Annotated in this window: 11 protein-coding genes; 6 read left to right on the top strand and 5 right to left on the bottom strand. The window is 59.0% G+C overall.

All coding sequences use genetic code 11. The features are described 5' to 3' along the window. Nucleotides 1-132 precede the first annotated feature (132 nt). Nucleotides 133-528 (top strand): hypothetical protein, encoded by a 396-nt coding sequence (locus RBB47_RS03230; RefSeq protein WP_305984302.1) that lies wholly within the window; start codon nucleotides 133-135, stop codon nucleotides 526-528. Between the two features lie 40 nt (nucleotides 529-568). On the opposite strand, the gene RBB47_RS03225 is transcribed toward RBB47_RS03230, so the two are convergent. Both RBB47_RS03225 and RBB47_RS03220 read right to left on the bottom strand, forming a co-directional pair. Continuing rightward, nucleotides 569-1873, bottom strand: coding sequence for an FAD-binding oxidoreductase (locus tag RBB47_RS03225; protein WP_305984301.1), 1305 nt, complete (start codon nucleotides 1871-1873; stop codon nucleotides 569-571). A gap of 19 nt (nucleotides 1874-1892) precedes the next feature. Next, nucleotides 1893-3224: an FAD-binding oxidoreductase gene (locus RBB47_RS03220; RefSeq protein ID WP_305984596.1), complete on the bottom strand. Its 1332-nt coding sequence runs from the start codon at nucleotides 3222-3224 to the stop codon at nucleotides 1893-1895. A gap of 263 nt (nucleotides 3225-3487) precedes the next feature. Between RBB47_RS03220 and RBB47_RS03215 the strand changes: the two genes are divergently transcribed. After that, nucleotides 3488-3718 carry a hypothetical protein gene (locus tag RBB47_RS03215; RefSeq protein ID WP_305984300.1) on the top strand — a complete coding sequence of 77 codons (231 nt, stop codon included), beginning with the start codon at nucleotides 3488-3490 and terminating at the stop codon, nucleotides 3716-3718. A 7-nt stretch (nucleotides 3719-3725) separates the two neighbouring features. Beyond that, nucleotides 3726-6116: a fatty acid cis/trans isomerase gene (locus tag RBB47_RS03210; protein WP_305984595.1), complete on the top strand. Its 2391-nt coding sequence runs from the start codon at nucleotides 3726-3728 to the stop codon at nucleotides 6114-6116. Here the strand turns inward: RBB47_RS03210 and RBB47_RS03205 are convergent. Then, nucleotides 6113-6997, bottom strand: a complete 885-nt coding sequence (locus RBB47_RS03205; RefSeq protein ID WP_305984299.1) for a LysR substrate-binding domain-containing protein — start codon at nucleotides 6995-6997, stop codon at nucleotides 6113-6115. The two genes, RBB47_RS03210 and RBB47_RS03205, sit on opposite strands and share 4 nt — an antisense overlap. A gap of 183 nt (nucleotides 6998-7180) precedes the next feature. Here RBB47_RS03205 and RBB47_RS03200 point away from each other — a divergent pair, with 183 nt between their 5' ends. Genes RBB47_RS03200 through RBB47_RS03190 form a run of 3 tightly spaced genes read left to right on the top strand, consistent with a single transcriptional unit; the run spans nucleotide 7181 to nucleotide 11501 of the window. Then, entirely contained in the window at nucleotides 7181-8797 is a 1617-nt protein-coding gene (locus RBB47_RS03200; protein ID WP_305984298.1) for a GMC family oxidoreductase, read from the top strand. Next, nucleotides 8794-10281, top strand: coding sequence for an aldehyde dehydrogenase family protein (locus RBB47_RS03195; RefSeq protein ID WP_305984297.1), 1488 nt, complete (start codon nucleotides 8794-8796; stop codon nucleotides 10279-10281). The genes RBB47_RS03200 and RBB47_RS03195 overlap by 4 nt, the downstream gene beginning before the upstream one ends. Nucleotides 10282-10289: 8 nt before the next feature. Then, on the top strand, nucleotides 10290-11501 hold the full coding sequence (locus RBB47_RS03190) for a mandelate racemase/muconate lactonizing enzyme family protein (RefSeq protein ID WP_305984296.1): 1212 nt from the start codon (nucleotides 10290-10292) through the stop codon (nucleotides 11499-11501). A gap of 14 nt (nucleotides 11502-11515) precedes the next feature. Here RBB47_RS03190 and RBB47_RS03185 read toward each other — a convergent pair whose 3' ends face one another. Further along, a complete protein-coding gene (locus RBB47_RS03185) occupies nucleotides 11516-12997 on the bottom strand; it encodes an aldo/keto reductase (RefSeq protein ID WP_305984295.1) in 1482 nt (493 codons plus the stop codon). An 11-nt stretch (nucleotides 12998-13008) separates the two neighbouring features. Beyond that, nucleotides 13009-13659, bottom strand: coding sequence for a GntR family transcriptional regulator (locus RBB47_RS03180; protein WP_305984294.1), 651 nt, complete (start codon nucleotides 13657-13659; stop codon nucleotides 13009-13011). Nucleotides 13660-13684: the final 25 nt, after the last annotated feature.

The raw sequence follows: 13684 nt of genomic DNA, 5'->3' as shown, positions 1-13684 counted from the left end.
ACCAGTTGATTCTATCCAAAGTTGCATCAACACAACACCAAATGAACAAACGATTGTCCGGGTTTGATGACCGTTGAAATCGTAAAACGTGTCCGATACGCAAAATACACCTAAAAATAAAACGGTGAGACAATGCGTATTTTCTTCGGTTTTCTGTTTCTGTCCTTGTTCTCCTCACTCGGCCTTGCCGACACCTATCGCGAGACAATTCCGGCAAACAAAGCTTCATCTGTCGGCGCACACGCGATTTACGGGCCTGACTGCACTGGCGGCGCCGTGCCCCGAATGAAAGTGACACAAGCCCCAAAGAACGGAACGGTTTCCTTCAGACAAGTCAGCGCGAAACTGACCGAGAAGGCTGGCCGCTGCGCCGGAAAATCCGTCAATGGAACGGTTGTGGTCTACAAGCCGAACAGGGGTTTCCGCGGCGAAGACATTTTCAAGGTCAGGTTCATAATGGACATGCACACTTCCGGCACTGCGAAAATCAGAAACGTGTCCAACAAGTACATCGTCCAGGTGAAATAACGAACCGGCCATCCGGTGCGCGCTCTGATCTCACTGTGACTTAGCGGTCTCTCAGGCCGTACAGCCAGTAAGCGCCCTGGAGATAGAGCTTGCGGAATGCCGGCAACGGAAATTTCCGGAATGGAATCCGGATCGGAGCGGGAATGTCTTCCGGCGTCAGCGCTCCGACAATCAAACCGGCGATCTTTTCACCGGATAGGGAAGCCATGGCGATGCCGCTGCCGTGCCAGCCCATTGCGGCATAAACGCCCTTCATTTCGGGAACCGCACCGACAAAAGGTGTGAGCGTTCGGGTGAGACAGACGTTGCCGTGCCAGCTGAAATCCGTTTCGACATGGGCCCAGGCCGGGAACATGGCTTCCAGGTCTTGCCGCGCGCGTGCCTGCATGGCCGACAAGGAAGACGCGTTCTCAAAAATGCCGCCACGCGTTCCGAACAGAAACCGCCTGTCGGGCAAGAGGCGGAAATAGTGCAGCAAAATCCGCGTGTCCGCGGCCATTGTGTCCGCAGTCCAGCCCTGTGCGGCCAGCTCGTCATCGCTGAGCGGGCGTGTCACCTGGATCGAGGACATGACCGGGAGCGTGCGGCCCTGGATCCATTTCGGCACGGTTTCGCGCATATAGCCGTTTCCTGCCAGGACAACCTTTTTCGCACGCACAAACCCGTGTTCCGTTTCAAGACGCCAACTCTCACCGTCCGGGGCGAATTCCGTTACCGGCGACTTGCCAAAAATCATTCCGCCTGCCTTGCGAACCTGGTCGCCAAGCGCGAGCACGTATTTCATCGGGTTGAGCGCAAACCCATACGGTATATGAAGGCCGCCGTGAAAGCCCGGGCCGCCGTACCCTTCTGCCTGCAGATTCTGCTTTTCAAGGATCCTGGCCTTGATGCCGAAGCTCTCTTTCAGAAATGCCGCGTCGTCCTTCAGCGCGACGAGATCCTTGGGCCGATGGGCCAGGTAGATTTCTCCCCTGGAATGACAGTCAGCATCAATGCCCCAGTCATTGATCCGGCGTGCGACGAGATTGATCCCGGCAACCTGGTAGGCGACAAATCTCCTGGCTTCTTCAAGGCCAAATCTCTTGATCAGCTGGCGCCCGTCCAACATCGTTCCGCCCAGGCAACAAAAACCGCCATTGCGGCCCGAAGCGCCGTAACCGACATGTTCGGCTTCAAGGACACACACCGAGACCCCTGCCTGTGCCAGTTTCAGCGCTGCGCTGAGACCGGCAAAACCGCCGCCGATAACAGCAACATCAAACAGGGCGTTCCCCATGAGTTGCCGGTCCAGCCGCGGCGCCTCAACGCTTGCTTCCCAATAGCTGCCGGCCGGCTCGCGTGACATTGTGCCTTGCTGCAGCATCTTAGATCCCCAGCCTGTCGCGCAGCGAAAACCAGGTCATCGCGAGAACAAGGAGCGGGAACCGCAGCCGGTCGCCGCCTGGAAAGGCGGGGATGTCTAGCTTGGCAAAGGCGTCGAACCGGCCAGCGGTGCCGGCAACTGCCTCCGCAAGGATCTGCCCTCCGAGCGTGGCCATGGCAACGCCGTGTCCGGAATACCCGGTCGCGGTCAGCATATTGGGCGCGGGTCTTGCGAAATACGGCATCCGCTTCGGTGTCACCGCCAGCGTTCCGCCCCAGCCGTAGTCGATAGCGGCGTCCTTGAGGTGCGGAAAAATCTCCAGCATGGGACCGCGTACGAAGGACTTGATATCCTCGGGGAAGCGGTAACCGTAATTCTCGCCACCGCCAAACAACAGTCTCCGGTCGGCCGAGAGGCGGAAATAGTTGATAACGAACTTGCTGTCGGCAACCGCGACATTGTTGCGGATGATCTTCTGCGCTTCGTCCTCGGAAAACGGCTCGGTCGCCACGACAAAATTGTTGATCGGCATGACGTGCGCCGCTGTTGTCCTGTCCAGCTCACCCAGATAACCGTTGCAGGCCAGTATCAGGTGTTCGGCATGAATTTCTCCGCGCTCGGTCGCAACGCTTATCTTGCCGTTCCCGTTGCCTCTGGCGCTGATCCCCGTCACTTTTGTGTCTTCGAATATCTTCGCGCCGGCTGCCTCGGCGGCACGACCGAGCCCAAGGGCAAAATTCAAGGGATGCAGGTGTCCTGCCCCCATATCGAGGGACCCGCCATAATACCTTGGGCTGCCGACCTGTTCGCCAATCTCATCGCCGTCGATGAAACGAATGTGGTCATAACCGTAGACAAGGCGAAGATGTTCGACGTAGTCGCGGCTCTCCTCCACAAAGGACTTTCGGTGATCAGCGTGGAGAATTCCAGGCGTGTAGTCACAGGCGATCTGGTGCCGCGAAATCAGGTCCTTGACCAGGGCCTTGGATTCCTCTGCAAGGTCCCAGAGCAGCCTGGCGTGCGCCTTGCCGTGCCGTTCTTCAAGCACGGTCTGGTCGACACGTTGCCCCGAGCCGACCTGACCGCCATTGCGGCCGGAGGCACCCCAGCCAATTCGGTTGGCCTCCAGCAACACGACCTCCATGCCCCTTTCGGCGAGATGAAGTGCGGCCGATAGCCCTGTGTAGCCGCCGCCAACGATACAAGTCTCGCAGGATCGTGCCTCTTCGAGCGCAGGATATGCTGTCTGCCAGTTCGCGGTGGCAGCGTAATAGGATGGAGCGTGCCGACCCGGCGTATCGTTCGCTGTCAGGAGATCATGCGCCATCAACATCGCGGATCCCCACTCCTTTTCCCGCATTTCCCGTGCCCTGAATGAAGCCGACACTTTCCCGTGTTAAAGCGCCGGTTTCAAGGCGAAATCAGCATCCGGCGAACATGTTTTTGCTTGATTTTGCAAGCTCTTGCGATTCACCCTGCGTCAATTGCCAGCCTTGACAGCCCGCGCAAGACCGATGAAACGTCATGGTGATACCGTCATACGCTTGGTTACGATGGTATGGCTTAATTCAATTGACCGACAAGGAAGGCAAAACTGTGTTGGGACCTGCGGAACACCCCTGGCTCGATCCACTGTGGCGGCGGATTGTGCTTGTTGCCTTTTGCGGCGGATGGACGGTCATGGAATACATGCTCGGCAATCACAACTGGGCAATCTTTGTGGGAGCTGTCACACTTTATGCAGCCTGGTCATATCTTTACGCCTACAAGGATCCCGACGACCCGACGCGAAAGACCAGGCCGCGGATGGACGAAGACGAAGGATAAAATCGTGATGCAGCGGGATGCGGTCACACAGGTGCGGTTCATCAAGCTTCTCGCAGTGTTCAGTATCCTGCTGTGCGTTTCGCTCCTTGCCGGTCTCCACAGTGCTTCGGCAGAGGGCACATCCCAATCAGCGTCTGCCTCAACTTTCCAGGATGTCCAGGATGTCCTGAACAAGCGGTGTGTGGTCTGCCACGGCTGCTATGACGCCCCCTGCCAGCTGAAGCTGTCCTCCCCGGACGGGTGGCAACGCGGTGCCACGAAAGCGCGGGTCTACGACTCCTCCCGCCTTGAAGACGCTCCGATGACCCGCCTCGGCATCGATGCGAAGACCGTTCCGGAGTGGCGTGAGAAGGGGTTCTTTTCCGTCACCGGCAGCGACAGCGCACCTTCCACAATCGAACAACTCCTCAAGGCAGGCCGCAATCATGACTTCAAGCTGGGTGCGGCGCTTCCGGACGATCTTGATATCAGACCGACAAGGAAGGATAGCTGCCCCTCGCCTGATCAATTGAGCGGCTATCTGTCCAATCACCCCTATGGCGGGATGCCGTTCGGCACCGCACCGCTGCCGGACGGAGACTACGAACGCCTCCTCACATGGGCGGCGAACGGATCACCCGGGGGCACGGCACGTGTCGAGCTGCCAGCAGATATTTCAGACGAAATCGGAAAGGTCGAGGCATTTTTCAATCAGGAAACGCTCAGGTCCAGGCTCGTCGCCCGGTATATCTATGAACACCTTTTCCTGGCGCATTTGCATATCAAAGACGATGATCCGCGAAGGTTTTTCCGCATCATCCGGTCTCGGACTGGGCCCGGCGAGGACCCGGACGAGATTCCGACCCGCCGCCCGTTCGACGATCCGGGCGGACCGTTCTTCTATCGTCTCGTTCCGCTCGACGGCACCATCTTGCACAAGGAACACATCGTCTACGAAATTGGCTCAGAACGGGTAAGCCGCTACAACGAGTTGTTCCTGGAAAACGACTGGTCCCTCGAGGCTCTGCCAGCCTATTCGAACGAAGCAGGCGGCAACCCGCTGTCGACATTTCAGGCCATCCCTCCGCGCAGCCGATATCAGTTCCTCCTGGATGACGCGCTCTTCTTCGTGCGGACGTTCATACGCGGCCCGGTCTGTTACGGGCAGGTCGCGGTCAATGTGATCCAGGACCGATTCTGGGTGTCGTTTCTGGATCCTGACTCAGATCTTTCGGTGACCGATCCGACCTATCTGCAAGACGCCATTCCGATCCTGGAACTGCCGGTCGCTGTGTCGGAAGACGACAAGTTCACCGAGCGCCTCAAGAGTTTTCTGCTCGTCAGCCCGATCAAGTACCAGGAGTTCAGGCAGGACAGATACGCACAAAGAGCGGAAATGGAAGGCGGTCTCGGTTACTCCGATATCTGGGACGGTGACGGCAGCAATATCGACGCTCGCCTGACGATCTACAGGAATTTCACGTCCGCTTCCGTGGTGACCGGCTCTGTCGGTGCCATACCGAAAACAGCCTGGGTGATCGATTTCCCGCTGTTTGAGCGGATCTACTACGATCTCGTGGCCGGCTTCGACGTCTTTGGCAATGTTGAACACCAGCTCACGACGCGCATTTACATGGACATTTTGCGCCGCGAAGGCGAAAGAATGTTCCTCTATTTCCTGCCGCCGGATATCCGCGAACAAACCCATGACGACTGGTACCGCGGGGCACTCGTCAGCCTGATCGATCTCTGGAAAGAAAGCCCGATCGACACCACGACACCTTCCGGAGTGGACTTCGGGACCGACCGGCCCAAGGCCGAGTTTCTAACCGGACTGCTCAAGATAGAACCGGAGCTCTGGCCTCTCAGCGACCCGATCAATCGCTGCGAAGGTCCAGACTGTGCCCAGCCGTCGACGGTCGCAGGTCAATTGCGCCCGCTCAGCGGCACACCGGCGCCCTTCGCGAAATACATGCCGGACATCGCCGTTCTGATTGTTGAAGACGGGGATGCGACTGAGGTCTTCACAATCGTGCTCGACGTTGCGCACAGCAATGTCGCCTTCCTGTTCAACGAAGAGCTTTTGCACCGTGAACCGGAAAACGACGATCTCACCATCGTGCCGGGCCAGTTCTCAAGCTACCCCAACCTCGTGTTCAGGGTGACCTCGGATGACGTTCCCGCCTTTGTTCAAGGCATCAGGGACATCAGAAGCCAGCAGGATTACCTCGGTGTCATCGAACGCTTCGGCATCCGTCGAACCGATCGGAGCTTTTGGGAAACGCTCGACCTTATCCAGGCAAAGCTCAATGAACAGAGCGCGATCCAGGCAGGTCTTCTCGATATCAACCGCTACCACGACCCCAAGCCTCTCGACCCAATCGAGCGGCTGTTCGAATACAGGATCAGGGTCGATTAGGGTACGAGTTCGCCGATGATCCAGTCGCAAAAGATCTGGGCATCCGGACCGAGCCCCTGACGCGGCCCGGAGGTGACAAGGTAGTAGCTGTGTCGGCTCTTGATTTTCCGGCCTGAAGACAAGGCCAACCGCCCGTTATCGAGATACGGCCGCGCAAGCGTTTCCAGGACAAGCGCATGCCCGTGACCGAGAGCTGCGAGTTCCAAAGCAGAGAGCGTCTGATCTACCTGCAGCCCATTGCGTCTTGGAACAGGGTGCCCGAACGTGCGAAAAAAACTCTCCCAGGTGTCGATCACGCCCATGATATCGAGGCGTGTCGCCTCGGCGAGTGCGACGAGATCATGTTCGCCCGGCGCGAGGGCGAACTGCGGATGACAGACCGGGACGATCGGATCATTCAGCAGAAACTCGACATTGCCGTCTGACCAGCTGCCATCGCCAAAACGGATGTCGATCTCGAAGAGATCAGGGTTGAGGGACTCGGCCCAGGACGCAGAGATCATCTGCAACTCGATCCCGGGAAATGCCTGCTGAAACGAAGCGAGCCTTGGGATCATCCAGAGCTGACTGAAACTGTTGAGACACCGAAAGCGAACCGGTTTCCGATCCCGCTCACCGAAAACCGAAACAGTTGCGATGGAAAGGTCCGAAAAGGCCTTCTCGACACTGGGCAGATAAGTCTGGCCCAACCGTGTCAGCGCCAGTTCGCGATGCACCCGGTCGAATAGCGGATACCCCAGTTTCTGCTCCAGCTGGCGCACCTGGTAGCTGACGGCGGCCGGTGTGATCAGGAGTTCTTCGGCAGCCCTTGTGAAATTGCCAAGCCTGGCGGCCGCTTCGAATGCGCGCAACCACGGCAATGGCGGCAGACTGTAGACCATGTTCGCTTCCCGGGCCGCACGTCAAATTTACAATTCCAGACGCGACACTGCATTAATTGATGTGCACTTACAGATCTATCCTGCAAAATTTTTCGATGTATCGCCAAATTTTTTTTCGTTTCAAAGATTTTGCGAACTCGCTGAGAATTCACCTCCGAAGAAACACGACTGGCATGACTGTGAATGGAACAGGTCGACTACATCATTGTGGGCGCAGGCTCCGCCGGATGCATTCTGGCCGAACGCCTGAGCGCGGATGCGCAGACGAACGTGTTGCTACTTGAAGCAGGCGGCGCGGATAGTTCCCCCTGGGTTCGCTTGCCGCTTGGATACGGCAAACTTGTCATCAATCCGAAACACACTTGGCAATTCTCGACAGCGCCCGACCAAGGCCTCAACGGCCGCAGCATCTCCTGGCCACGCGGCAAAATGCTTGGCGGGTCCGGCTCAATCAACGCGATGGTCTATTGCCGCGGGCTCCCGGGAGACTTTGATGACTGGGAGGCTTTTGGTGCAACCGGCTGGGGCTGGAAGGATGTCAAACCCGTCTATGAGCGTCTGGAAACAAAGGTGGGGCCAGACGGACAGAGAAGCGGCAGCGGACCCATCCATGTCCAGAACACAGCCGATCAGGTCCATCCGCTGAACCGGCACTTCTTTTCGGCACTCGACGAAACCGGATTGCCACGTTCCGACGATTTCAACGGCGAACAGCCGGAAGGCGGCGGCGTTTATCACATCAACGCGCAAAGCGGCGAACGATGCTCCTCCGCACGTGCCTTTCTCCACCCTGCCCTGTCGCGCCCGAACCTCGTCCTGCGCACAAACACTCAGGTCAGCAGAATTCTCTTCGAAGGACGCAGAGCAACAGGTGTCGAACTCACCACTGGCGAAACGCTCACTGCCCAGCAGGAGATCATTCTTTCAGCCGGAGCCATCGGGTCGCCCCAGCTTCTGCAGGTCTCAGGGATTGGCCCGGGCAGCGTGTTGCAGGAGTGCGGCATACCGGTAATTCTCGCAAACGACAATGTCGGCGCCAACCTTCAGGACCATTTGACCGCAAGCTTTACCTTCCGGGCAAAGGAAGCGACCCTCAATGCTGTTCTGCGCCCGCTGGCTGGACAGGCCTATGCGGCTCTACAATACGCGCTGACCCGAAAGGGCCCTCTTGCCCTTTCGGTCAACCAGTGCGGTGGTTTCCTGAGATCGCATCCGGGCCTCAACGCGCCTGACCAACAGCTCTACTTCAACCCGATCAGCTATCGCTACAAACCTTGCGGTGACACGCCGAAGCTCACGCTCGACGCTTTCAACGGTTTTATCATCTGTGCCCAGCCGACCCGCCCGACGAGCCGCGGACGCATTGATATCACGAGTGGGGACAGCACGGTCGCGCCGCTCATTCAGCCAAATTCGCTTGCGACGGATGAGGACCGCCGCGCCGTCATTTCCGGCGGCCGGCTCTGTCAGAAGATCATGGCGAGCAATGCCATGCGGTCGATCGTGGATACATCCGAATCCCCACATCTGGAAGCGCTGGATGATGACGGTTTGCTTGAGGACTTTCGCGACCGGGCAAGCACCGTCTTTCATCCGGTTTCAACCTGCCGGATGGGCGAAAACCGCGAGCAGACGGTTATCGACAGCCGTTTGAAGGTACACGGTGTCGACGGTCTCAGGATTGTCGACGCTTCAGCCTTTCCAAACATCACGTCTGGCAATACCAATGCACCAACCATGATGCTCGCCCTGAAGGGGGCGGATCTCATTCTTGAAGACCGGAAACGAGCCACACAATGACAGTCCAGGACATCGCACAAGACTATCTGAGCACAGGCAAGCTTGAGGCCCTGCCGGAAGGCCACTTCATCGACGGAAAGGTGACGCGGCCTTCCGACCGGAAAATGGAAAGCTTCGACCCCGGACGCGCCGAGGCCTTTGCCGAATTCTCGCTTGGCGAGGATGCGGATATGGATCTTGCCATCGCGTCGGCGGAAAAGGCGTCCAGGCACTGGCGTCATGTGACCCCCGGCGAACGCTGCCGGATCCTCAACAACGTCGCCCGCCTCTTCCGCGAAAATGCCGACCGGCTTTCGGTAATCGAGGTGGTCGACAGCGGCAAGACGCTCGCCGAAGCTCAGGGTGATGTTCAGTCTTCGGCGCGGCTGTTCGAATACTATGCCGGTGCTGCTGACAAGCTCGACGGCCGGTCCGTCAATCTCGGGCCGGACTATACAGCGTTCACCGTGCGCGAGCCGGTCGGTGTGACCGGCCACATCATTCCCTGGAACTACCCGATCTCGACCTTTGCACGCGGTGTCGCACCGGCACTTGCCGCCGGCTGCGCGGTGGTTGCGAAACCGGCTGAAACGACCCCGTTCACCGCACTGGTCATGGCGGAACTGCTCTGCGTAGCAGGCGTGCCGGAGGGCCTCGTCAACGTGGTCACCGGTCTGGGTGCGGATGTCGGCGCGCAGATGGCCAGGGATCCGCGTATCAAGCAACTGACGTTCACCGGCTCTGTTTCGACCGGTATCAACGTCGCGCAGATGGCAGCTCCCAATGTGACCCGGCTGACGCTGGAACTTGGCGGCAAATCACCCCTGATCGCTTTTGGCGACGCCGATCCCGAGAAGGTTGCCGACGGCGCCTATTGGGCGATCTTTTCGAACTCCGGTCAGATCTGCTCTGCCGGTTCCAGACTGATCCTGCACAAGGCCATCCGGGACGATGTGCTTGCCATCCTGGCGGAGCGTGCAAAGGCGATCAGACCGGCGCACGGACTGACCGCTCCTGACATGGGCGCAATCAATTCCGAGCTTCACCTGGGGCGCATCAAAGCCCATGTCGATGCGGCGAAATCCCGGGGGGCACATCTTCTCACCGGCGGCGACGTGACCGTGGACTCCCATACCGGCAAGGGCTGGTTTTTTCAGCCGACCGTCATCGCCGATCTCGCTGCCGACGATCCTGCCGTCCAGGACGAGATTTTCGGGCCGGTTCTTTCGGTCCAGAATTTCGAAACCGAAGAGGAAGCCGTGCAACTGGCGAACGGAACCGAATTCGGCCTGATTGCAAGCGTCTACACGCGCGACGTCGGTCGGGCGATGCGGGTTGCATCGGCGATGGATTGTGGCCAGGTCTCAATCAATGACTATTGGGCAGGCGGGCTGGAACTCCCATTTGGCGGCAACAAGAAATCCGGTTATGGACGCGAAAAAGGCTGGGAAGGACTGGACGCCTATACCAAGGTAAAGTCGATCACGATCAGCAACGCGAGTTGAGACCTCACATGAAACTCGACCAAATCGAGACCTTTGTCGTCGGAAACCCGCCGCCGCGCCATGGCGGTCGTTACTTTATCTTCGTCAAGCTGGTCACGGCCTGCGGCATCACAGGTTACGGCGAAATCTACAACGCCACCTTCGGCCCGCACCTGGTTGCCGAAATGGCGAAGGATGTGTTCCAGCGGCAATTCGAGGGCGAGGATCCGCACCACATCGAGCGGCTCTGGCACAAGACCTATGGCGCCGGCTATACGCAGCGGCCAGACGTTTCGGTGATGGGTGTCCTGTCCGGTCTGGAAATGGCCTGCTGGGACATTATCGGCAAGGCTGCGGGCAAACCGGCCTATGAGCTGCTCGGTGGCCGCGTGCACCAACGGCTGCGTTCCTATACGTATCTCTATCCTTCGGATGGCGACGTATATCCGGACCCGGCAAAACCCAATGTCTATAACGATCCGGACATGGCCGCCGAAGCAGCGGTAAAGGCGGTCAGCCAGGGTTTTACCGCGGTCAAATTCGACCCGGCCGGCGCCTACACAATCTATGACGGTCATCAGCCGAGCCTTGAGGACCTGGACCGGTCAGAAGGTTTTTGCCGGGCGATCCGTGAGGCCGTCGGCAGCAAGGCAGACCTGCTTTTCGGTACGCACGGCCAGTTCACCGTCTCAGGTGCAAAGCGCATGGCCCGGCGCCTTGAGGCTTACGACCCGCTCTGGTTCGAAGAACCGATCCCGCCGGAAAAGCCGGAAGATATGGCGGACGTTGCCCGCTACACCTCCATTCCGGTTGCGACCGGCGAGCGTCTTTGCACCAAGTATGAGTTCTCCCGCGTCCTGGAAACAGGGGCTGCAAGCATTCTGCAGATGAATCTCGGCCGGGTCGGCGGCCTGCTCGAAGCCAAGAAAATCGCTTCGATGGCGGAATGTCACTCCGCACAAGTCGCCCCTCATCTTTATTGCGGTCCACTGGTCGCGCTTGCCAATATCCAGCTCGCCACCTGCAGCCCGAATTTTCTGGTGCTGGAATCGATCCGAACCTTCGACGGATTCTATGCAGATCTTCTCAAAACACCGATCCGGTGGGAGGACGGCTATATCATCCCGTCAACCGAACCGGGGCTTGGCGCCGATCTGGACGAGGACGTCGCCCGTGCTCACCCTTATGAAGGCGACGAGCTGCATCTGGGTTTTCAGGAAACACCGGCGGCGCCGCTTTGACGGAATAATTCCGGCTACGCCATATCCGTCGGCGTATCGCTCAAGAGAGCTTCGGCCTCGATCTCAACCCGGTGGTCGCCGATCAGGCCGGCAACAACGACCAGTGTGTTTGCCGGCTTGATGTCTGAAAAGACGCGGCCGTGGGCGCGGGAAATATCGAAAACATCCGTTTCATCGGTAATGAAGATGCGTGTGCGCACCACGTCCGCAGCGCTGGCACCGAGCGCTGAGAGTGCGGCAAGTATCTTGTCGAGGATGTAGGTCGTCTGCGCCGCCGCGTCGTCCGGCGCAACAGCACGGGCTGCCCCGGCAACCGCCGTCGTGCCGGAGACAAGGATGCGGTTTCCGATCCGGTGGGCACGGCAGTAACCGGCGATCTCTTCCCAGTCCGAGCCGGTCAGAACACGGGTGGCATCGGATCGGTGCGATGCGGGCGTAGCGTCATGGGCCCGCGGCATTTCGGATAGATGATGGCTCAAATCCCCGGACGCGGTCAGGAATGGCGGGCGGCGGTATTCGTCACCGCAATCGCCCGGAACAGGCGCAGTTTGCGCGAAGGCTTCTTCCAGCTGTGTCCGGTCCTCCTCATCGAGCGCGAAGGAGAACAGCCTGGCATTGTCGGCAATGTGCTCGCTTTCACCAAGGCGGGCCCCAACGATCGTTCCCGCGACGGCCGGCTGGTCCAGCACCCAGCGTGTCGCCACGTTTGCAACCGAAACGCCGTGTTTTCGCGCTATGGCGCTTGCGGCTTGAAGAATGGCCTGATAGCCGCCCCAACCACCGGCTGCGTCGATGAAGCGCTTGTATTTCATCTTCGACCAGTCGCTGATTTCTGCCGGTTCCGGCTTGCCAAGCCAGCGATCAGACAGGAAGCCGCCGCACAAGGTTCCATAAGCAAGCAATTTGACGCCCTTGTCCGCGTACACTTGTGACAGCGGCCCTAGTGCCCGCCGGTCGATCATGGAAAAGGATACTTGGTTGGTGACCAACGGAATGCCGTCAGCAAGCGCGAGGCGCAAATGCGCGGCATCAAAATTGGTGACCCCCAGCGCCTTGATAAGCCCCTCCTCTTTGAGCCTTGCCATCTCGTGAAGAGCATCCAGCCAGGCCGGGTGTTCAAAACTCCACCAGTGAAATTGCAGCAGGTCGATGCAGTCCGTACCGAGGCGGTCAAGCCGCTCCTGAACGCCGGCGCGCACAACATCCGCTGTCATCGGGCCGGGTTCCGGGCACCATTTGGTGAAGATCTGCGGACCGCCTGCACCGGCGTGCCGGGACAGAAGGCGGCCGGCAATGATCTCCGCGCTGCCGTAGTGGTCAGCCATGTCGAATGTGGAGAACCCGGCGTTCAGGTAGGCCTGAAGATGATCCGCGCCCTGGTTGGGATCAAGCGTTGTTCCATCCTTCTCCATGTCGGCGACCTGCCACAGTCCCGTAAGGATCCGGCTGATTTCCAGACCGTCGGCAAGGGTCTGGCGCGGCGGAGCAACAGTCATGGACGGGTCCTTCAGATTTGGGGCAGGAGCAGCTTGAAACTGCGCTCAATATCCTGTGCGAGGGCTTTTTGAGCTGCTGCACGATTGTTGGTGCGAAGCGCCGCGATGATTTCCTCGTGATGGATGTGTTCCGGGATTTCCGAGGCGGCTTTCTCTTTGACGACAAGATTGAGAAACGCGCCATATTGCAGCCAGAGCGCTTCGACCAGCGGAAGGATCACCCTGGAGCCGGACCTGCGGTACAAAGTGAAGTGGAAATCGTAGTTCTGGGTCAGGTCGGGCAAGTCGCCCGCAGCGCGCGGCCTTGAGATAATTGCAGCCAAAGCGTCGATGGCGGCGGCATCCATGTGATCCATGGCTTCATCCAACAGGATCGCTTCCAATGCCAGGCGTGCGCTCTTCAGTTCACGCATACGGTCCGCATCGAATGGCGGCACTTCAAGGGTCCGGCTCGGCGTGTCGACAAGCGCTCCCTCGGCAACCAGGCGGCGGACCGCCTCGCGCACAGGTGTCATGGATGTGCCAAGCTGGCCCGCAAGGGTTCGAAGGCTCACGCTCTCTCCAGGTGCAAACGCACCGCGGGTAAAAGCCTCCCGCAGGGCGTCGTAGACGCTCTCCCTCAGTTTCGACTGATCGATCCTGGCGACTTTTGGCTCGTTCATCCCTCTGCCTTGCCCGTTATGGCTT

It is taken from the genome of Roseibium sp. MMSF_3544, assembly GCF_030732845.1.
GTDB lineage: Bacteria > Pseudomonadota > Alphaproteobacteria > Rhizobiales > Stappiaceae > Roseibium.
This window is presented reverse-complemented; position numbering and strand designations above follow the sequence as displayed.